Genomic DNA, 20,463 nt, shown 5'->3' with positions numbered 1-20,463 from the left:
ATAAATCTCTCAAAACAATGAAAATTAAATTCCTGTTTATCCCGCTTTTGGCATTGGCCTCCTGTAAACAACCTGCTGCTGAAACTGCTGTTGCAGAAGTGCCGATTGCACCAATACAAGGCACCTGGAAATTGATCTCTGCCGTAAAAATTATTAAAGGCGATACCGCTGTTACCTATCCCGAAAAAGGGCAGGAAGACGAAATGATCAAAGTGATCAACGGCTACCATTTTGCCTTTTTTAAGCACGACTTGAAGAAAGGCGGAAAGCCTACATTCGATTCGGGCGCGGGCACATATTCTATAGCCGGCGATAGCTATACCGAAAACCTGCAATACTGCAACTACCGCGAGTGGGAAGGCCATTCTTTCGATTTTAAGGTTGTTTTTAAAGGCGATACCCTGCAGCAAAAAGGCATCGAGAAGATAGATAGCCTTAAAATAGACCACGAAATAGTAGAAACCTATATCAAGATAAAAAAGTAAGCTCCGCATATTGTTAGCTAACTTTTTTCACACCGTTAATTATCAACACCCATGTTCTCACCCATTCGCGTAAAAATATTTGCAATTGTTCTGCTGTGCCTTTGCATGGCAGGCAGCAGCTACGCACAAAAAAAGCCAAGGTTTAACGTAATAGCTTTCTACACCGCCAAAAACGACCAGGCGCACATCAGTTTTGTGCACGAAGCCAACAAATGGTTTCCGCTGATGGCAGAGAAATATAATTTCGGTTACGATTCTACCAGTAACTGGAGTAACCTGAACGAGGCTTACCTCGCCAAATACAAGCTGGTCATCTTTTTAGATACCCGTACCGAGGATCCCGCTAAGCGTGCTGCTTTTGAAAAGTATATGAAGAACGGCGGCGGTTGGATGGGTTTTCATTTCTCGGCGTTCGCGCTTACCCCATCGGGTTTTAATGCCGATTGGGATTGGTACCACAACGAATTTTTAGGCTCGGGACAATACGGCAGCAACACATGGCGGCCAACATCGGCCATTTTAAGGGTGGAGGACAGGACACACCCGGCAACTAAAAATATGCCCGAAACCTTTAAAGCATCGCCAAACGAATGGTACCGGTGGGAGAAAGACCTGCGCAAAAACCCGGACATCAGAATACTTGCTTCGGTAGATTCCAGTAGTTTTCCCTTAGGCACGGGTCCAAAGCAGAACGAGATCTGGCATAGCGGTTATTATCCTGTAGTGTGGACGAACAGAAATTACAAGATGATCTACTTCAATATGGGGCATAACGATATCGATTATGAAGGTAAAACCAATAAAGACCTTTCGCATACGTTTGGCAACCCTGTTGAAGACAAGCTGATATTGGATGCCTTGGAGTGGATGGGCACCGGAAAAAAGGTTGGGGGTAAATAAAACGGCTTGCGGGCGAACCGCATTACTATTTTAAGTTGTTTTTAAAACAATTGCGGAATTGACTGATGCAGAGCCATTTCTTTATTTATTGGCTTGGTATTAAACCGTATCAATTTGTTTACAAGCGGTTAAAAATCAGTTATTTATAATGTTTTCTTTATGTAATTAAACGAAACTTTGATAGATTTGGTTTTTGCAACCAACAAAAATAAACCTCTTTCAACCCTAATGATGAAGAAAGGACTCTTTTTTGCAGGATTCGTTTGCTTTTCGGCGAGCGTTTTCAGTCAGTCTGCTAAGCCTAAAATGCTTTATTCGGCTAACAATAAAACGGTAAAAGTGTATGTTACCGAAAAGGGCTCTGATAAACGCCTTGCCCCGGCAGGCACCCTAACCTTTACCGATAGCCCGCAACCACCGGAAACCGAAACGCTGGTATTTGTGGATCCCACTAAAACATTCCAAACCATGCTGGGCATTGGCGGCGCGCTAACCGATGCAGTTGCCGAAACCTTTTATAAACTGCCAAAAGATAAGCAAAAGGAATTTTTAGCTGCTTATTATGATAAGAACATAGGCATAGGCTACACACTGGCCCGTACCAATATCCAAAGCTGCGATTTTAGCAGCGGCAGCTACAGCTATGTATCTGATAATAATAAGGATCTGCGCAGTTTCGATATCAGCCATGATAAAAAGTATCGCATTCCATTTATAAAGGAGGCCACAAAAGCCGCCGGTGGTAAGTTAACCATGTTTGTATCGCCATGGAGCCCGCCTGCCTTTATGAAGGATAACAACGATGTATTGCATGGCGGCAAGCTAAAAGCCGAATATGCGCAAAGTTGGGCCAGCTTCTATGTGAAATTTATCAAGGCCTACGAAAAAGAAGGCATCCCGGTATGGGGCCTTTCTGTACAAAACGAGCCAATGGCCACCCAAACATGGGAAAGCTGCAAGTACACTGCAGAAGAAGAACGCGATTTTGTGAAGAACTATTTAGGCCCAACACTGGTAAAAGGCGGCATGGCTGCTAAAAAACTCATCGTTTGGGATCATAACCGCGATCTGCTTTACCAGCGCGCCAGCACCATATTAGAGGATCCAGCCGCTGCTAAATACATCTGGGGTATTGGTTTTCACTGGTACGAAACCTGGACAGGTGCCGGCCAGAACTTTGAGAACACTCGTCTTACTCACGCTGCCTTCCCGGATAAGAACCTGATTTTTACCGAAGGCTGTGTAGAAAAATTCGATTTTAACCGCCTTGGCGATTGGACATTGGGCGAGCGCTACGGCCTCTCCATGATGAACGATTTTAACGCCGGCACCGTTGGCTGGACCGACTGGAATATTCTGCTGGATGAAAAAGGCGGGCCGAACCATGTGGGCAACTTCTGCTTCGCGCCTGTACATGCCGATACGCGTACGGGCGAGCTCATCTATACCAACTCGTATTACTACATGGGGCATTTCTCCAAATTCATCCATCCCGGCGCAAAACGCGTAGCCAGCGCGGCCAGCAGGGACAAACTTTTAACCACCGCGTACATTAACCCGGATGGTAAATTAGCAGTTGTGGTGATGAACCGCACCGACGAAAAGATTGAATACAGCTTGTGGATAAAAGGCAAAGCCGCCAAAACATCCGCCGAACCGCATTCCATAGCAACGCTCATCGTACAATAAATAATAATAATCAACTAAATCTCTCTAAAAAGGGGTGCCGGTTTCCGGTGCTCCTTTTTTATTTTGAGCGGCCCCCTCGTCATGCTGAATTTATTTCAGCACCCCATTATATATGTAACAACAATGCATAGCCACCCAGCATAGTCCGTTAGCAAAGTTAGCCACCTTGCAGGTGGGGTGCCGAAACAAGTTCGGCAAGACGTGGATGTTGAAGTCTCCCCAAAAAGATAGATATTTGCCCTCAACCAATTATTTTCATAAAATGAAAACAGCAACCCGTTTATTGTTAGCAACCCTGTTTTGTTTTATTGCGTTTGGTTCATCGGCACAAACAAAAAGGCTCACTTATTGCAACCCGCTGAACCTTGATTATGGCTATACGCCCTTTGAAACCTTCGCCGCCTGGGGCAAACACCGCGCCACTGCCGACCCAACCATGACCTTTTTTAAAGGTAATTACTATCTCTTCAGCACCAATCAGTTTGGTTACTGGTGGAGCCCCGATATGCTGAGCTGGAAGTTTGTCTCCCGCAAATTTGTGCGCCCCTATAATCAGGTAAAAGGCGATGAACTTTGCGCACCCGCCACTTTGGTTTTGGGCGATACCCTGCTGGTGATCGGCTCTACCTACAATAAAGATTTTACCCTGTGGATGAGTACAGACCCCACTCACGATACCTGGAAGGCAGCGAAGGATTATTTCCAGGTTGGCGCCTGGGACCCGGGAATGTTTGCTGATGATGACGGCCGAGTGTACATATACCATGGCAGCAGTAACACTTTTCCGCTATACGGACAGGAGATAGACCGCAAAACCTTCGAGCCCATCGGCCCCAAAAAGGAGATGATAAAACTCAACTGGGAGCAGCACGGCTGGGAGCGTTTTGGCGAGAATAATGATAACGTATTCCTCACGGGCTTTATGGAGGGCAGCTGGATGAACAAGCATAATGGCAAATACTACCTGCAATACGGTGCACCCGGCACCGAAGGCAAAGGCTACGGCGACGGCGTTTATGTGGGCGATAAACCGCTTGGTCCGTTCAAATACCAAAGCCACAACCCGTTTAGCTACAAACCGGGAGGCTTTGCCAAAGGCGCCGGCCACGGCGCAACCTGGGCAGATAAATACGGCAACTACTGGCACATTAGCACTATGGTAGTGGATGTGAAGAACAATTTTGAACGCCGCATTGGCTTTTGGCCTGCCGGGTTCGACGATGACGGCATCCTGTATACCAACACCGCCTATGGCGATTATCCGCATTATTTATCGGCAAGTAAGGAAGATCACCTTAAAAGCAACTTTACCGGTTGGATGCTGCTGAACTATAATAAACCGGTGCAGGTATCCTCAACCCTTGGTGCCTACGTGCCCAATTTGGCGGTGGACGAGGATATTAAAACTTACTGGAGCGCCAAAACCGCCAATAAAGGCGAATGGATGCAAACCGACCTGGGCGAAGTAAGCACCATAAAAGCCATCCAACTGAACTATGCCGACCAGGACGCTACCTTTTTGGGAAAATCACTTGGGGTATATCACCAATACCTAATATCTTCTTCTATAGATGGCAAAACCTGGAAGCCTTTGGTTGATAAACGCCAGAATAAAACCGATGTACCGCACGACTATGTGGAACTGAAAACTGCCGCTAAAGCGCGTTACCTTAAAATAACCAACTATCACATGCCAACGGGCAAGTTCGCTTTATCCGGCTTCCGGGTGTTTGGGAAGGGGGCCGGTGCCGCGCCGGATAGCGTTCGCAACCTTATTGTGTTGCGCGGTAAAGAAGAGAACCGCAACTCCTGGTTGCGGTGGCGCCAAACCGATGGCGCGGTCGGCTATACCATTTACATGGGCATAGCGCCGGATAAGCTGTATAACAACATTATGGTGTACAACGTAAACGAATACTATTTTAACGGGATGGAGAAGGGCGTACCTTACTACTTCCAGATAGAGGCGTTTAACGAGAATGGAATAAGTAAGAGGACGAAAGTGATAAAGGTGGAGTGATGAGTACCTTAAATGGCTTCAGATGGTTTATGAGTATTTTTGCGCCATTAATTGTGGTAGTGGCGATATTCTCTTTGATCATAAATATCGAAGACGAGTTTTTTTTAAGTATAAAAGGCTCTAATTTCTATTTATATCTGCTTGTCCATGGGATTGAAATGGCTATAACATTTATGATCTTTGTGGTAATGAGCTGTCTGTTAGCCCCATCTCCTAAAAAAAACGCTGCTATAATTGTTGTTGGAATAAGCCTTACATTCCTTATTACATTATTTTACTTTGCGCGTAGCGAAAATACCCTGTCGATAATATCGCTTTCAGCGTTTATTGGCGTTTTTTTCGGCTTGGCCATCGGTGTGGTAGTCAGTCGGGTTTTATTTAAAAACAGAGGCTGGAACGCTATAAAGGAGATCGAACCCGAACCTATAGAACAATATTAATTTGAAGGCGTTAAATTAAGATATGAAACTATATTCACTCTTCCTTTTTGTATTTATAAGTACCGCCGCTTCGGCTCAAACGCCCGATAGCCTGCTGAAACCATCCCCCATAAAAACCATCAGCAATACGCAATACGACGCGTTGATGAAGGGGAGGGATCAATACCAGATGAGTTTGGTTGCTGATCTGAATGGCTACCCATCGGCACAAAAAGCGCTGAAGTACAAAAAGGAATTGGACCTGAGTCCTTACCAAACGGCAGCATTAACCAAGATAAACACCGAATTACAGCGCAAAAAGATAGAAATGGGCAACTTTATCGTAACAAATGAAACCAAACTGGATGGCCTCTTCCAATCTAAAAAGATAAACGAAGGCGACATCCTGTTTTACGGCAACCGCAGTGGATTATACCATGGTGAGCTCAGGAACGCCATTTTGTTGGCTTCGTACAACACCTATAGGCTGCTTGCGCCGGCGCAAATAAATAAATTAAAGTCATTCAAAAATGATAATTGACAATATGCCGTTTGATTTTTTTAATTTAGCGCCTCAATAAATTGTATGAAGATTACATTTGATTTTGAAAAACCACTGGCAGAGCTTCAGGGGCAGATAGAAAAGGTGCAGCAGGTAGAAGAGAAGAACAAGCTGGACATGAGCGCCACTATTGCCGAGCTGGAAGCCAAAATGGAAGCCACCAAAAAAGAAATATACAGCAACCTTACCGGCTGGCAAAAGGTGCAGATCTCCCGCCACCCCGAGCGCCCATATACTTTACAATACCTGGAACTGATGTGCGATGATTTCATCGAAATGCATGGCGACCGTACCGTGGGTGATGATAAGGCCATTATAGGCGGTTTCGGTACGCTAAACGGGCAAACTGTGATGTTCATCGGTCACCAAAAGGGGCGTAACACCAAAGAGCGCCAGTACCGCAACTTCGGTATGGCTAACCCCGAAGGTTACCGCAAAGCTTTAAGGCTGATGAAAATGGCCGAAAAATTTGGCAAGCCTGTAGTTACCCTGATAGATACTCCCGGAGCATTCCCGGGCCTTGAAGCCGAGGAACGCGGACAAGGCGAGGCTATAGCACGTAACCTGCTGGAAATGTCGATACTGAAAGTTCCTATTATCTGCGTGGTAATTGGCGAAGGTGCATCGGGCGGTGCCTTGGGTATTGGTATTGGCGATAGAGTGCTGATGCTGGATAATAGCTGGTATTCAGTTATTTCGCCGGAAAACTGCTCTACCATCTTGTTTAAAACCTGGGAGCATAAAGAGCGCGCCGCAGAAATGCTGAAGCTTACCTCTACCGAAATGCTGAAGAATAAACTGATAGACGGCGTGATAAAAGAACCCCTTGGCGGCGCTCATCAGGATCCGGTTGCTATGGCAGCCACGCTTAAAAAACAACTTCTTAAAGAACTTAAAACCCTTGGCGAACGTAATGTAGACGAACTGGTTGCGGAACGTATTGAGAAGTTCTGCAACATGGGTGTGGTATTGGAAGATTAGTAAAGAAGCAAGATAATAGCGCAAGAAAAGCAGCCACCGGCTGCTTTTCTTGTTTAACCCTTCCACATCGTCATTGCGAGGTACGAAGCAATCTCTACGTAGGACAAGCCGCTCTGCCTATCGGGAGATTGCTTCGTACCTCGCAATTACTTGGTGCTTTTACTTCTCCAACTCCGCAATGATAGCCTTAGCCGCACCATTAGTAGCATCCAATTTTAAGGAGCGTTTGTAGTTTAACAACGCTTTGGCTTTATCTCCTTTGTTAAAATAAGCTTCGCCCAAACTATCGAACACGTTGCTGGAGGTTGGGAACAGCGTGGTATTGTATTCGAATACCATAATCGCGGCATCGAGCTTTTTGGCGTTCATGAGAAAGTAGCCAATTTCGTTGAGCGTAACTTCGTTCTCAAACCCATAATCATTGGGGTGTTTTCCTTTCAGATCGCGATAAAAAGCCAGTACCCCCGGGCCGCTTAACGTATCCAGTTGCTTTTGAAAATCCGCCAATATGGAGTGCTTCGGCTGCCCGTATGGTTTACCATCGAGGATGTTTTGGATGGCATTGTCTATATCAAATATATTATTCTGCCTGTTGTTGGTCATCAGGATCACGGTTCTGCCTTTTAAAGGGCTGCCAACTACCAGGGCCTGGTAATAAACACTGCTTCCATCATGCTTGTGGAATACCAGTTTGTTACCCGCCATGCTGCCCCCGCCAAGGCCACATTGGTTATCCAGTCCAAATGGCGCAACCAATATTTTGGTAGATGCCGGACTGATAAGCTTGAAGTTCTCAAGCGCTTGTTCCCATTTATAAAAATCATCGAGGGTAACGGCCACCCAACCGGTAATAGGGTAAACCAGCGGGCCTTGCTTACCCGCATTGGTGTATGATTTTGCCATCAACGGCTTATTATCGTCCGGGTCTATTACTGCTGTGCTCATGCCAGCTGGCTTTAACAATTTTTCTTCTACGAAGTTATTAAAGAGCATGCCGGTTATCTTTTCGATGATGCGGCGCTGCATAAATACATTATTGTTATTGTAGGCGTATTTGGTGCCGGGCTCAAAATCAAGCTGCTCCAGTTTCATCAGGTCAGCCATGTTATCGGCATCGCTTTTTACGGTTTTCCATTTTACATCGGGGATGCCGCTGGTATATTGTAACAGGTTTTTGATGCTCACCTTATTTGCCCAGGCTGGTAGTTCCGGGAAGAATTTGGAGAGCTTATCGTCGATGTTAAGCTTACCCTGTTCCTGCAGCATCATAATGCCCACCGCGTTAAACTCCTTGGCTATCGAGCCGATATGGAAACGGTATTGATCAGTCAGTTTTTCCGTTTTGGATGCATCGGTAAAACCCATAGCATTACGGTATACAACTTTGCCGCCGTCAACCACCAAAATATTACCACTGAACAAGCCGAGCCGGTTAGTACGATGGATCATAGTATCGATGGTAACAGCCTTACTTTGACCGAAAACGGTAACTGTGATAATAAAAAAGGAAAACAGGAGGGAAGCGGTAGCGTATTTTTTCATTGGTAGATAGTGTATAAATAAGACGCGCCGACTAATGCAATTGTTACGAGACAATTGGCAACAAAAAACGCCCCGTGTAAGCGGGGCGTTTTTTGTATGAGGTTTGTTGATGGATCATTTTATTGCCCGGGGTTTGCCAACGCGGCAAACTTGGTGCTGTAATCTTTCAGCTGTGCCGCAGTTTTATTGGTCCACTCGGTTTGGTGGAAGCTTTTGGTTAAGTTTTCTATGCCGTTAAGCAGCGAAAGGGAAAGCTGTACACTGCGGGAATCAACATTGTCGCTGTTTTGCTGGTATACGGTAAAGTTAAATTTCAGTTGGTCTACCACATAATCATCAACTGTTTTTACCAATTTATTGGCCAGCGCGGTTTCGCCAACTTCGTAAGCACTTTGCGCCAGGTAGTATTTGCGGATAGCCAGCTCCGGTGACAAGATCTTCTCGGGCATGCTTTCCTGGTATTTTTTCAGCGTGTTTTTGGCAAGGTCGGTGTGGCCTTCCTTTACCAAAGCATCGGCAAGGCTGGCAAACATACGGGTGATCACCGGGTAAAACAGGGTAGTAGAGGTGTTATCCAGGTTTTTGGCGGTTTTCATTTGGCCGTATTTAAACTTGTTCACCACATTATTATACATCACCAAAGTATTGCTGGCCTCCAAAGGTTGCACGGTAGTATCCGGTTTAAGCGGCATCAGGCGGTAGCAAAAACCTTCGTTGTACATGTATTTATCAAGGCCAAGCATGTTTTCGTTGCCGGCGGTTACGGTAAAGTATATCGGGCGTTTCCAGTCGTTATGTGCCAGGATATCCATAATAGCCAGGTTATCTTTGGTTACATATTTGCCGGGGTAGGTGAAATCAAGTTGTCTTGCAATTTTGTCTTTTTCGCCCGCAGGTACCGCGCCATTTTTAATTACCTCATCGGCATTAATGGTCATCTTAAAGTTTTTGGTAGGCAGGTAGTTCGCGCTTTCGCCGTTCTCGTAAGTAACTTTAGCCTGCGCATCTTCCGATGTTAAAAAGTCGAAGAGTTCCTTCAGCTCAAATGCACCCGGTATTTTGGCATCGTTGTAATAAATTACGTCGCGCACGCCTGTTTTAAACTTATCGTTGCTCATGGTAATAGGCAAGGGTGCCGAATCGTTCATCTTCTGCTTCATCTGACGGATATACCAATCGGTACCCAGCAGGCTCAGGTTTACAATACGTACATCCGGGCGAACGCCTTCCACTTCCTGTATATACCAAAGCGGGTAGGTGTCGTTATCGGCAAAGCAAAACAAAATAGCGTTTGGCGCGCAGGAGTTGAGGTAGTTGTAAGCCATATCGTGCGGGGTAAGCTTGGTGGAGCGGTCATGATCGTCCCACTCCTGGCTGGCCATTAACACAGGTGCGGCTAATAAACATACAACACTGGCAATAATAGCACTGTTTTTACCATTTTTTAGTGCCTTGCTGATCAGCTCGGCTATCATTAAAACCCCCAAACCTATCCAGATAGCAAAGGCGTAGAAAGAACCAGCGTAGGCGTAATCACGCTCGCGTGGCTGTAAAGGGTCCTGGTTAAGGTAAAGCACAATGGCCAAACCGGTGAAGAAGAACAAAACCACTACTACACCAGCATCGCGCTGGTTGCGTTTAAAGTGGTATATCAATCCTAAAATACCGATGATAAGCGGCAGGAAATACAGCCTGTTATAAGCATTGCTTTCGGTAACCGAAGCAGGCAGATCCTTGCCAAAGTTTAGTCCGCTTAGCCAGCTACCGTCTATAGTGTTGTTTTGGCCATCCAGGTCGTTAGCGCGACCAGCAAAATTCCACAGGAAGTAGCGTGTATACATCTGGCTCACCTGCCAGGTAGCAAAAAAGCCCAGGTTGGTAGCCATGGTCGGTTGATCCGACGGGCCCATTTTCATCCAATCGCGGTAAAATTCCGGGTGGTTTTGCTTTTGGCTAAACATGCGCGGAAATAAGGTGTTGCGGTCGTAAGTGGTGATGAGTTTTTTACCGGCAACCTCGTATTTGGTAGCGCCGCGGCGGTACAATGTGGCGCCATCGGTTTGGTCGATTGCTTTCGAATCGAAGAACTCGCCGTACAATAATGGCGTATCGCCGTACTGGTCGCGGTTAAGGTAACTGTTTAATGCGAAGGCATCCTGCGGATCGCTGTTGTTTAAGTTAGTGCCGGCTTTCGCGCGGATAACGATCATCACGAAGGAACTATAACCAAACAAAATAAATACCGCGCAAATCAAAATACGGTTTAGCGCAACAGGTTTCTCGCGCACTTTTAAAGCATACTCCAGTGCTGCTAAAACAACGGCAGCACCGATAAAGCCTGCTATGCCTGCACTCAGCGTAAGTAATAAAACAAATGCCGCAGCGGCTATAATAATAAAGCTGTTTTTTTGATTGATGGTATAATATATACCCGATGCAAGCGTAACGGCTACCAATCCAAAGAACATGATAGCCCCGCTGCCAAAGCCCATATTGAGGGTGTTCACAAAGAACAGATCGGAGAAGGCTGCACCTTTAACGGTGAACTGGATAACACCCCAAAGGATAACCGCAACGGTGATTACACCGAGGACGAAAGTCCAGATGGTGCCGCCGGTGCTAACTGCTTTCGCACGCTTAAAGTAAATAATAAGCGCTATTGCCGGGATAACCAGTAAGTTTAATAAGTGGATACCGATGGACAGGCCCATCACATAAGCAATGAAGACGATCCATTTATCGGCGTGAGGCTCATCGGCATGGGCCTCCCATTTTAATATCGCCCAAAAAACAATGGCGGTACATAAAGACGACTGCGCGTAAACTTCCGACTCGACAGCTGAGAACCAAAAGGTATCAGAAAACGTGTAAGCCAATGCGCCAACCAGGCCCGAGCCTATGATGAGGATAAGGTTAGTTAAAGTGAGTTCTTCACCCGCCTTTACCAGCATTTTTTTAGCCAGGGCGGTAATGGTCCAAAAGAGGAACATGATGGTAGCCGCGCTGGCCAGTGCCGATGAAAGGTTGGTGAAATAGGCCACCTTGTTTCTATCGCCCATAGAGAGCAGCGAGAATACTTTACCTATCATGGTAAATAGCGGGGCGCCGGGCTGGTGGGCCACTTCAAGCCGGTAAATACAGGCGATAAATTCGCCGCAATCCCAAAAACTCGTGGACGGCTCCAGCGTTAAAGTGTAGGTTATGGCGGCTATAAAGAAGGTTGCCCAGCCAAAAATATTGTTGTACTTGTTATAGTTCATAGCTTAATGTGCTGTATGATCAGGTTTTTGAAGAGTCGAAAGTAGTAAAAGTATTAGGCTTTTTAAGCGGAAAACGAAGGATTAACACTTTTTAACGATTGACGGGGGCGTGTTTAGCGGTTTAAAATACTTTTTTAACTTTTGCTTTTGAGTTCCGAAAAATCGTCCTATATTTGCATTCCTTTTCGGAGCGGATAACGTGACGTAGGAGATTGCCTGATAGTATAATGGTAGTACGACGGTTTTTGGTACCGTTTGTCTAGGTTCGAATCCTGGTCGGGCAACATTAAGATTTCGGATTTCGGATTTTCAATTTCGGATTAACCGTATTGGAAATTAGAAATCCGAAGTTTTTTATACAGGTTGCTAAGTTTACCGGGTATAGGCGAGGAGTAACATCCGAGATCGAACATCCGACATCCCAAATCAAAAGATGCCTTTACAGTTTAATACAGTTAAGCTATTTGCAGGTTCCGGTTCAATGGACCTGTCGAAACACATCGCCGCATCTTATGGTCAGCAACTTGGCGACGTCGTTTTATCGCGTTTCAGCGATGGCGAATTTCAACCACACTTTAACGAATCTATCCGCGGCTGTGATGTGTTCTTAATACAAAGCACCAACCAGCCTACCGATAACCTGATGGAATTGTTGATGATGATAGATGCCGCCCGCCGTGCATCTGCCCATTACATCATAGCGGTTATCCCTTACTTCGGTTTGGCCCGCCAGGACAGGAAGGATAAGCCACGTGTGGCCATTGGTTCAAAACTGGTAGCGAACTTGCTGGTAGCGGCAGGCATTAACCGCATCATGACGATGGACCTGCACGCAGCGCAGATACAGGCGTTTTTTGATGTGCCGGTAGATCACCTGGATGCCTCAATTATATTTGTACCGTACATTAAAAGCCTTGGTTTGGGTAACCTTACCATCGCGTCGCCGGATATGGGTGGCTCGTACAGGGCACGCAGCTTTGCCAAATTCTTTAATGCCGAGGTGGTAATTTGCGATAAGCGCCGTAAACGCGCCAACGAAATTGAGAGCATGACCATTATTGGTGATGTAACCGACCAGGACATTGTACTGATAGACGATATATGCGATACGGCAGGTACGCTTGCAAAAGCTGCCGGCTTAATTATGGAACGCGGCGCACGTAGTGTACGCGCGGTTTGTACCCACCCGGTATTATCCGGTAAGGCTTATGAAACTATTGAGGCGTCGGCATTAACTGAGCTTATAGTGACCGATACCATACCGTTGAAACATAGCAGCCCTAAAATAAGGGTACTTACCACTGCGGACTTGTTTGCAAAAGCAATAAGCAACGTAAACGAACACGGCTCGATAAGCCAGTTATTTAGGGTAGATTAAGAAGTCGATAGTCTATGGTCGATAGTCCATAGAAAGAAGACAAATAAAAATGATTAAAAATACTATGGACCATCGACTATGGGCCATGGGCTGAATAAAAGAGATTAAAAATATCCATACCATATTGGTATGGCTTTGAATAATAAATAAATAATAATGAAATCATTTGCTATTAGCGGTTCTCCAAGGGAGAACGTAGGGAAACGTGACGCAAAAGAACTGCGCTACCAAGGTTTGGTACCAGCAGTACTTTACGGTGGGCCAACCCAAACCCACTTTTCTGTGTCCGCAGCTGATTTGAGGAACGTAGTTTATACTCCGGTTGTTCATTTCATCGACATTACAGTAGACGGTGTTACTTCACAGGCTATCATTAAAGATATGCAGTTCCACCCGTTAACAGAACAACTTATCCATATCGACTTTTTGTTGTTAGATAAGAAAAAACCTATCACTATCGAGATCCCTGTAAAATTAACAGGTACTTCTCCGGGCGTAAAGGTGGGTGGTAAATTGGTACAGAAACTACGCAAACTGCGTGTTAAAGCTTTGCCTAAAGACCACCTAGATAACATCGAAGTAAGCATCAGCGAATTAGAAGTTGGTAAATCAGTAAAAGTTAGCGAGATCAGCTTGCCAAACTTAGCTATCACCAACGCGCAGGAAGATACCATTGTATCGGTAACTACTTCACGTGCATTACGCCAGGCAGAACAAGAAGCCGGTAAAGGCAAATAATAAGTTTAGCCTCCTAACCCCCTGAAGGGGAACAAAGGAATATTAAAACAGCGGTAAGGTAACTTATCGCTGTTTTTGTATAAAAGCAATATCTTCGCATCAAAATAAGCAAATCAAAAGTTCCCCCTTCAGGAGGTTAGGGGGCTCGGGCATATGAAATATTTAATAGTTGGTTTAGGAAACATTGGGCCGGAGTATGCCGACACGCGGCATAACATCGGCTTTATGGTGCTGGATGAGCTGGTAAAACAGGAAAAGGAAAAGTTTTACAGTATGCGCCACGCGTATTATGCCGAGGTGCCTTACAAAGGCCGTATGCTGCACCTTATTAAGCCTACCACCTACATGAACCTGAGCGGTAAGGCCCTTAACCATTGGATGAAGGAACTGAAGATCCCCGTTGAAAATGTATTGGTGATTGTTGATGACATTGCCCTGCCGCTGGGCACGCTGCGCCTTAAACCCAAAGGTAGCGCTGCCGGGCATAACGGACTAAAACATATCGAAGCTACCTTGGGCAATAACGAATACGCGCGCCTGCGTTTTGGCGTTGGCGATAATTACCCCAAAGGCCGCCAGGTTGATTATGTATTGAGCGGTTTTGATAAGGAAGAACAGCCTGACCTCCCGGCGCTGATAGACCGATCCATCGAGATGGTAAAGAGTTTCAGTACCATCGGTACGGAGTTGACGATGACGAAGTTTAATAAGTAATCAATTTTTCTTTCCATGTAGCGAAGGGGCAAATGATGCCCACCAATCGTAATGCTTTTGTTACCTAACTATTTAGTTAAAAAGGCATGAAAAACACTTTTTAACTGCAACGAAACGTACTTTTGTGTGTCTTGTACCAAAAACTATTACATGAGAAAACTTTTACTGGCAGCATTTGGCTGTTTCCTTTGTGCGGTATCTTTTGCGCAAACCAATCAGCCAACTATTACGGTTAAAGGTATCGTTATCGATTCGGCGGTAAACAAACCCCTGGGTTATGTAACCATTGCGCTAAGCGATATAGCCACAAACGCTCCTGTAAAAAGCTCGCTAAGTAAAGACGACGGCTCGTTCGAGTTCGGTAATCTCCCCGCAAAGGCTTACAAACTTTCCTTAATATCAGTAGGCTATAAAACAAAGGCTATCGAGCTTAAGAGCGCTGCCACCGTTAACCTGGGCAGGCTGATGTTGGCAACTTCGAGCCACCAGTTAAAAGAAGTATCGGTAACAGCCGACAGGCCGCTGATGAAACAAGAGGTAGACCGCCTGACTTACGACGTGTTGGCCGACCCGGAAAGCAAAACGCTCACCGCTTTGGATATGATCCGTAAGGTGCCCCTGCTTTCTGTAGATGCAAACGACGCTATCAAACTCCGCGGTAGCGGCAACTATAAAATTTTGCTGAACGGTAAGGAATCGGCTATTATGGCGCGCAACCCATCGGATATTTTGAAAGCGATGCCCGGCGCCAATATTATAAAAATTGAGGTGATCACCACCCCACCAGCCAAGTATGATGCAGAGGGTTTAGCAGGTATCATCAATATCATCACCAAAAAAAATGCCGACCAAGGCTATAACGTGGGCATCAATTCCAACTACAATACCGCCTATGGCGCACGAGCGAACCTAAACTTTACCCTAAAGCAGGGCAAGTTTGGCTTAAGCGGTTTCACCGGCGCCGGTAAACGCCCCGAACGCAGCACCGCCTTTTTCAACCAGACGGATTTTTTGCAGCAGCCATCGTCAATCACGCAAAACGGTACAAGGTTCAATGGCGGTACCAATAACTATGTAAGTACCGAACTGAGCTTTGAAGCGGATAGCTTGAATTTGCTCACAGGCTCTTTCAATTACTACAATAATGCCAACACAACAGGTAGCAACCAGCTTACGCAGCAGATGGATAATGGCGTAGAAACCGATTTTACCACAATCAACATGGGGAACGGCAATTTTGAAGGAAAAGATTTTGGCCTGAACTACCAGCTTGGTTTTAAAGGTAATAAAGACAGGTTACTAACCGCTTCCTACAAATTCAGCGATAATGGTAACAACACCCTGAATATGGTTGACCCTGGCAATACAACTAAATATCGCCAGTTCAACAGTTCGGGTGCTAAAGAGCATACTACGCAGTTGGATTATATCCATCCGTTAAAAGCAATTACTATTGAGGCGGGTGGTAAACTGATAGACCGAAAGAACTATAGTAATTTCCGCACCAACATGTACGATGCCGTATCGAAGGAGTACCTGCCCGATGCCACGCAGGACAATGTTTTTGATTACCGCCAGGATGTTTATAGCCTCTACAATTCGTACACGCTGAAATTCACCAAATGGACCTTTAAAAGCGGCGTGCGGTACGAGCGTACCAATATCGATGCTAATTTTTCGTCGGTAAATACCACACTCAATCAGAACTTTACCAACGTGGTGCCATCATTATCAATCCAGCGCAGCCTAAAAAGCAGCAGTCTTACTTTTGGTTTTACCCAGCGCATCCAGCGCCCGGGCATTTTTCAGCTGAATCCATTTGTGGACAGGAGCAATCCTAACTACATTACTACGGGTAACCCTGATCTGCGCCCCGCCGTTAATAATAACTTTGAGTTGAGCTATGGTAATTTCGCTAAAGGTTCGGTGAACATCAGCACCAGTTATTCCTTTGCCAATAACACCATACAACAACTGGCCAGCGTAAAGGGTACCGTTACCACCACCACGTATGCTAACGTGGGCAAGAACAAGCAACTGGGCGTCGACCTCAGTTTGAACTACCCGCTCACCAAAAAACTCAACCTCAACGTTAACGCCGAACTGCTGCACATTTGGCTGGAAGGTTTTTACAGCAACCAGTTGTTTAAAAACCGGGGCTACCAGGGACATGTGTTCACCAATAGCAGTTATAAATTTGATAATGGTTACCGCATTGGTTTAAATGTAGGTTTCGATAGCCGCTATGTATTGCTGCAGGGAACCGATAACTATTACCTGGGCTACGGGGCAAACGCGTCAAAAGAGCTGTTCAATAAAAAGGTGAACATATTTATGTACACCAACGGCCCCTTCAAGCAATTCATCAAGCTCGATTTTTATACCCGCACGCAGGATTTTATCACTTCATCCTATAATTATCAGCTTTTCCGCACGTTTGGCATCGGCTTCAATTATAAATTCGGTAAGCTGAACAGCGAGCTTAAAAAGAACAAGCGCGGCATCAATAACGATGACACCAGCGGTGGTAGCAGGAATTAAAAATTTCTGAATCAGAATTTTCAGAATTACAAGATTTTCAGAATAATAACAATATTATGTTCATTCCAAAATCCTGATTCAGACAGATTCCCTACCTTTACCGCTATGAAAGTTTACGGCATTACCAATTGCAATACGGTAAAAAAAGCGCTCGACTGGCTAAAAGCCAACAACTTATCTTATGAATTTCAGGATTTTAAAAAGCTGGGCGTAAGTGCCGAAAAGCTGCAAGAATGGGACGCGAAAGCCGGCTATGAAAAGTTTCTGAACAAACAAGGCACCACCTACAAACAACTGGACCCCGAAGTGAAAGACAGCATTAAAACCAAAGACGATGCCCTTGCCCTGCTGCAACAAAAAACCAGCATGATCAAACGCCCCGTGATAGAAAAGGACGGCTTTTTGTTTTTTGGGTTTGATGAAGGAGTGTATAGTAAGGAGTTGTTGTAAGCGAAAAACAATGAAACTACTCAGGAAAGAAGCAGCGCGTTTAATATCTTTTTATCAGCTTTTAAATCTTTCTGAAGAGGAAATGGCGAAGCACGCCGAAGATGTAAAATCGGAAAGTTCACTTGACGATGATGTAGCTTTGGAGAAATTGCATTACCATATAAGAAAGTCTATCGAGTATCGGTTCAAATTTTACACTACATCATATTTAACCACGACTTTATCCGGGCATCTCCAAACCTCAATTGAAATTATAGGTCTCCCCCCCCCGATTATATACTTGCCTGTGCTGCGGCTACAACACTTTGACAATGGTTAGAGAGCATGATATTTGCAAAGTTTGTTTTTGGGAAGATGATGGTGGGAGTGATCTCGATAGGCTGTCCGGCCCGAATCACCTGACATTACGCCAAGGGAGGGAGCATTTTGAGAAATTCGGTGTTGTTGAAGAACGATTTCAAAAAGCTGTCCATCCGGACAGGATGATACAATTTGAAAAGGGCAAATATTTGCGATAGCGATTTTGCTCAAGCAAAATGCGCCTTCATCACCTTGGCGTAATCCGCCAGGGCAAGCGCCGGGTCGCCCAGTTCCGGGTGCCATAGTTTTTCCCATTCGAAGCTGTAATAGCCTTGGTAACCACCCTTGGCCAGCGCGCCGATAGCCTCAAATATAGGCACATTGCCCTGCCCTAAAAGCACATATTTTGGTTCGGCTCCCGCAAATACTTTGGCATCTTTTATATGAGTATGCCTGATGTACGGCTTTAGAACTTTATAAGCTTCAGCGGGTGCCTCGCGGGTTATCGACCACATATTCACCACGTCCCAAATTAGCCCGGCGTTGGGATGCCTGGCAGTCTTCATAACCAATTCCAGGTCGCTTATTTTTACCAGGTCGCCGTGCGATTCTAACAAGATGCTCACCTTGCTGCCTTTGGCATGTTCGGCCAGTTCCAATAAGCCTTTCGTGATCAGGTCGATCGTGGCAGCTTTATCCTGCCCTTTGGGTATAATATTGGGGAAAGCACGCACAAAAGGGCAATCCAGTTGCTGTGCCAGGTCGATAAAGCGCTTGCCTTCGTCCAAATTTTTAACCCTTTCGGGTCCTTCGGCAAAATGCAAGGTGGCAGATGAGCCGAGGTCTACAAAGCGTAAGCCTTTATCCTTCATCAATTGCAGTGTCTCCTTCCGGCTTTGTTCAGTAGCAAATTCTTTAACCTTGGTCAGATCCATTTCGCGCAGAATGCCCCGCAGTTCCAAGCCGGTGTATCCATGCTGGGCGGCAAAATCGACGATTTGCGTAAAAGTCCAATCCGGACAGCCAAGACTGGAGAACGACAAATTCGGCTGATATTTCTTCGATATGAAAGACGATGTAACCATCGCCCCAGCTACCAGCAGCGATGATGTTTGCAAAAATTGGCGGCGGGAGTATGGGTGTAGCATAGGTGTAAGTTATAATTGGTTAAGTATGCCACTGGATAGGGCAGTTATATAATTAAAGGTAGGTAGAAATTGTGGTTTTGATATGGTGAATCTATCTGAACCCTGATTTATGCGTTTTAAGAATTTCTTGATTTTGAGTTCGAACTCAACGAAGCCAAAAAAACCTGCATCAGGAACGTTCGGGTAGTACAGGCATTGAATTACCACTAACTTTCACAGAAGGTAACGTGGCCGGCAGTTTCTTTTGGTTACTTTTCTTTGCTGTCAAAGAAAAGTGACATCCAAAGGCTGAACAATGATTACTACCTCACCAAACGAAGCACTAAAGAACCCTCGCCTACTCAATATCCATTAAAGCATCCCCTGCATCTGTGCTAATCATCCCGTGTTTTGTATAAATCCCCTTGGCTAAGCCGCCATACCTTTGTTATCAACAAATAACAAAACACAGCATGTCAAAAATAATTTTAATTACCGGCGCCTCACGTGGCTTCGGTAAAATTTGGGCAAAGGCCCTTTTAAAACGCGGCGATAAAGTTGCCGCAACCGCCCGCAACACCGAGAGCCTTAGCGACCTCGTTGCCGAATTTGGCGATGCCGTTTTACCCATCCAATTGGATGTTACCGATAGGCTGGCCAGCATTGCTGCCGTAAACAAAGCGAAAGAACACTTTGGCCGGATAGATGTGCTCATCAACAACGCAGGCTTCGGCTTGTTCGGCGCTATAGAAGAAACAACAGAAGAGCAGGCACGCCAGCAAATGGAAACCAACTTCTTCGGGCTGCTATGGGTAACACAGGCGATACTGCCCATTATGCGCGAGCAAAAAAGCGGGCACATTATCCAGGTATCCAGCATCCTTGGTTTGGTAACCCTGCCGGTACTGGGCCTTTACAATGCATCCAAATACGCGGTTAATGGTTTAAGCGAAACCCTGGCAACAGAGGTAAAAGGCTTTGGCATTAATGTAAGCTTAATTGAGCCAAACGGTTTCTCTACCGATTGGTCTGGCGCTTCGGCCGCGCAAACAGAGGCTACTGAAATTTACGCGCCCGTTAGGCAGGCCTTTGCAGAAGCTGCTACGCCGGATGGCTGGGGTAATCCCGATGCTACTGCCGATGCTGTACTGGCCTTAATAGATAGCCAGAACCCGCCGCTGCACTTCTTGTTAGGCAAAGTAGCTTATCCGTTTATTACCAGCGTTTATGCCGACCGCATTGCGCAGTTTGATGAGTGGAAAGAAGTTTCTGCCGCGGCACACGGTCATTAATACATCATTTAATACTTTACGCCACAAGCTGCACCATCAAATTGTGTAGCTTGTGGTTTATTAAT

Annotated in this window: 17 protein-coding genes and 1 tRNA gene; 15 read left to right on the top strand and 3 right to left on the bottom strand. The window is 45.6% G+C overall.

From position 1 onward, the window contains the following. Window positions 1-17 precede the first annotated feature (17 nt). The 7 genes from EPL05_RS02675 to EPL05_RS02645 all read left to right on the top strand — a co-directional run bounded on the left by EPL05_RS02675 (window position 18) and on the right by EPL05_RS02645 (window position 7,056). The gene (locus tag EPL05_RS02675; protein WP_243837197.1) at window positions 18-485 is read left to right on the top strand and encodes a hypothetical protein; all 468 of its coding nucleotides are present in this window, start codon (window positions 18-20) and stop codon (window positions 483-485) included. A gap of 51 nt (window positions 486-536) precedes the next feature. After that, the gene (locus EPL05_RS02670) at window positions 537-1,385 is read left to right on the top strand and encodes a ThuA domain-containing protein (RefSeq protein ID WP_128531956.1); all 849 of its coding nucleotides are present in this window, start codon (window positions 537-539) and stop codon (window positions 1,383-1,385) included. 228 nt (window positions 1,386-1,613) lie between these two features. Further along, the gene (locus EPL05_RS02665) at window positions 1,614-3,074 is read left to right on the top strand and encodes a glycoside hydrolase family 30 protein (RefSeq protein ID WP_208394656.1); all 1,461 of its coding nucleotides are present in this window, start codon (window positions 1,614-1,616) and stop codon (window positions 3,072-3,074) included. 262 nt (window positions 3,075-3,336) lie between these two features. Then, entirely contained in the window at window positions 3,337-5,094 is a 1,758-nt protein-coding gene (locus tag EPL05_RS02660; RefSeq protein ID WP_128531955.1) for a family 43 glycosylhydrolase, read from the top strand. Continuing rightward, window positions 5,094-5,534, top strand: a complete 441-nt coding sequence (locus EPL05_RS02655) for a hypothetical protein (RefSeq protein ID WP_128531954.1) — start codon at window positions 5,094-5,096, stop codon at window positions 5,532-5,534. The genes EPL05_RS02660 and EPL05_RS02655 overlap by 1 nt, the downstream gene beginning before the upstream one ends. A 22-nt stretch (window positions 5,535-5,556) precedes the next feature. Then, entirely contained in the window at window positions 5,557-6,054 is a 498-nt protein-coding gene (locus EPL05_RS02650) for a hypothetical protein (RefSeq protein ID WP_128531953.1), read from the top strand. A 45-nt stretch (window positions 6,055-6,099) separates the two neighbouring features. Next, a complete protein-coding gene (locus EPL05_RS02645; RefSeq protein ID WP_128531952.1) occupies window positions 6,100-7,056 on the top strand; it encodes an acetyl-CoA carboxylase carboxyltransferase subunit alpha in 957 nt (318 codons plus the stop codon). A 159-nt stretch (window positions 7,057-7,215) separates the two neighbouring features. On the opposite strand, the gene EPL05_RS02640 is transcribed toward EPL05_RS02645, so the two are convergent. Together EPL05_RS02640 and EPL05_RS02635 are read right to left on the bottom strand one after the other, a co-directional pair. Next, complete coding sequence (locus EPL05_RS02640; RefSeq protein ID WP_128531951.1) at window positions 7,216-8,598, bottom strand: serine hydrolase domain-containing protein; 1,383 nt, start codon at window positions 8,596-8,598, stop codon at window positions 7,216-7,218. A 119-nt stretch (window positions 8,599-8,717) separates the two neighbouring features. Then, window positions 8,718-11,858, bottom strand: a complete 3,141-nt coding sequence (locus EPL05_RS02635; protein ID WP_128531950.1) for a glycosyltransferase family 117 protein — start codon at window positions 11,856-11,858, stop codon at window positions 8,718-8,720. A 213-nt stretch (window positions 11,859-12,071) separates the two neighbouring features. Between EPL05_RS02635 and EPL05_RS02630 the strand changes: the two genes are divergently transcribed. The 7 genes from EPL05_RS02630 (at window position 12,072) to EPL05_RS24570 (ending at window position 18,197) form a co-directional block, all read left to right on the top strand. After that, window positions 12,072-12,142: transfer RNA gene (locus tag EPL05_RS02630), tRNA-Gln, on the top strand. A 149-nt stretch (window positions 12,143-12,291) separates the two neighbouring features. Next, window positions 12,292-13,236, top strand: coding sequence for a ribose-phosphate pyrophosphokinase (locus tag EPL05_RS02625; RefSeq protein WP_128531949.1), 945 nt, complete (start codon window positions 12,292-12,294; stop codon window positions 13,234-13,236). A 156-nt stretch (window positions 13,237-13,392) separates the two neighbouring features. After that, window positions 13,393-13,974 (top strand): 50S ribosomal protein L25/general stress protein Ctc, encoded by a 582-nt coding sequence (locus EPL05_RS02620; RefSeq protein WP_128531948.1) that lies wholly within the window; start codon window positions 13,393-13,395, stop codon window positions 13,972-13,974. Window positions 13,975-14,127: 153 nt separating this feature from the next. Next, window positions 14,128-14,688 carry an aminoacyl-tRNA hydrolase gene (gene pth, locus EPL05_RS02615; RefSeq protein WP_128531947.1) on the top strand — a complete coding sequence of 187 codons (561 nt, stop codon included), beginning with the start codon at window positions 14,128-14,130 and terminating at the stop codon, window positions 14,686-14,688. A 150-nt stretch (window positions 14,689-14,838) separates the two neighbouring features. Next, on the top strand, window positions 14,839-17,229 hold the full coding sequence (locus EPL05_RS02610) for a TonB-dependent receptor domain-containing protein (RefSeq protein ID WP_128531946.1): 2,391 nt from the start codon (window positions 14,839-14,841) through the stop codon (window positions 17,227-17,229). Between the two features lie 105 nt (window positions 17,230-17,334). After that, entirely contained in the window at window positions 17,335-17,679 is a 345-nt protein-coding gene (locus tag EPL05_RS02605) for a Spx/MgsR family RNA polymerase-binding regulatory protein (protein ID WP_128531945.1), read from the top strand. Between the two features lie 284 nt (window positions 17,680-17,963). Next, window positions 17,964-18,197, top strand: coding sequence for a CPCC family cysteine-rich protein (locus EPL05_RS24570; protein WP_394342713.1), 234 nt, complete (start codon window positions 17,964-17,966; stop codon window positions 18,195-18,197). A 9-nt stretch (window positions 18,198-18,206) separates the two neighbouring features. Here the strand turns inward: EPL05_RS24570 and EPL05_RS02595 are convergent, their stop codons facing one another. Continuing rightward, window positions 18,207-19,127 carry a sugar phosphate isomerase/epimerase family protein gene (locus EPL05_RS02595; RefSeq protein WP_128531943.1) on the bottom strand — a complete coding sequence of 307 codons (921 nt, stop codon included), beginning with the start codon at window positions 19,125-19,127 and terminating at the stop codon, window positions 18,207-18,209. A 452-nt stretch (window positions 19,128-19,579) separates the two neighbouring features. On the opposite strand from EPL05_RS02595, the gene EPL05_RS02590 reads away from it, so the two are divergent. Next, window positions 19,580-20,398, top strand: coding sequence for an SDR family NAD(P)-dependent oxidoreductase (locus EPL05_RS02590; protein WP_128531942.1), 819 nt, complete (start codon window positions 19,580-19,582; stop codon window positions 20,396-20,398). The last annotated feature ends 65 nt before the right edge of the window (window positions 20,399-20,463 follow it).

The organism is Mucilaginibacter gilvus, from assembly GCF_004054195.1.
Lineage (GTDB): Bacteria > Bacteroidota > Bacteroidia > Sphingobacteriales > Sphingobacteriaceae > Mucilaginibacter > Mucilaginibacter gilvus.
The sequence above is the reverse complement of the archived record's forward strand: the minus strand, read 5'-3'. Positions and strand labels throughout refer to the sequence as shown.

Bases quoted from the DNA above. Each gene is read 5' to 3' on its own strand.
- EPL05_RS02590 (WP_128531942.1), top strand. From the start codon at position 19,580: ATGTCAAAAATAATTTTAATTACCGGCGCCTCACGTGGCTTCGGTAAA.
- EPL05_RS02640 (WP_128531951.1), bottom strand. From the start codon at position 8,598: ATGAAAAAATACGCTACCGCTTCCCTCCTGTTTTCCTTTTTTATTATC.
- EPL05_RS02650 (WP_128531953.1), top strand. From the start codon at position 5,557: ATGAAACTATATTCACTCTTCCTTTTTGTATTTATAAGTACCGCCGCT.
- EPL05_RS02660 (WP_128531955.1), top strand. From the start codon at position 3,337: ATGAAAACAGCAACCCGTTTATTGTTAGCAACCCTGTTTTGTTTTATT.
- EPL05_RS02625 (WP_128531949.1), top strand. From the start codon at position 12,292: ATGCCTTTACAGTTTAATACAGTTAAGCTATTTGCAGGTTCCGGTTCA.
- EPL05_RS02665 (WP_208394656.1), top strand. From the start codon at position 1,614: ATGATGAAGAAAGGACTCTTTTTTGCAGGATTCGTTTGCTTTTCGGCG.
- EPL05_RS02620 (WP_128531948.1), top strand. From the start codon at position 13,393: ATGAAATCATTTGCTATTAGCGGTTCTCCAAGGGAGAACGTAGGGAAA.
- EPL05_RS02610 (WP_128531946.1), top strand. From the start codon at position 14,839: ATGAGAAAACTTTTACTGGCAGCATTTGGCTGTTTCCTTTGTGCGGTA.
- pth (WP_128531947.1), top strand. From the start codon at position 14,128: ATGAAATATTTAATAGTTGGTTTAGGAAACATTGGGCCGGAGTATGCC.
- EPL05_RS02635 (WP_128531950.1), bottom strand. From the start codon at position 11,858: ATGAACTATAACAAGTACAACAATATTTTTGGCTGGGCAACCTTCTTT.
- EPL05_RS02645 (WP_128531952.1), top strand. From the start codon at position 6,100: ATGAAGATTACATTTGATTTTGAAAAACCACTGGCAGAGCTTCAGGGG.
- EPL05_RS02595 (WP_128531943.1), bottom strand. From the start codon at position 19,127: ATGCTACACCCATACTCCCGCCGCCAATTTTTGCAAACATCATCGCTG.
- EPL05_RS02655 (WP_128531954.1), top strand. From the start codon at position 5,094: ATGAGTACCTTAAATGGCTTCAGATGGTTTATGAGTATTTTTGCGCCA.
- EPL05_RS02605 (WP_128531945.1), top strand. From the start codon at position 17,335: ATGAAAGTTTACGGCATTACCAATTGCAATACGGTAAAAAAAGCGCTC.
- EPL05_RS02675 (WP_243837197.1), top strand. From the start codon at position 18: ATGAAAATTAAATTCCTGTTTATCCCGCTTTTGGCATTGGCCTCCTGT.
- EPL05_RS02670 (WP_128531956.1), top strand. From the start codon at position 537: ATGTTCTCACCCATTCGCGTAAAAATATTTGCAATTGTTCTGCTGTGC.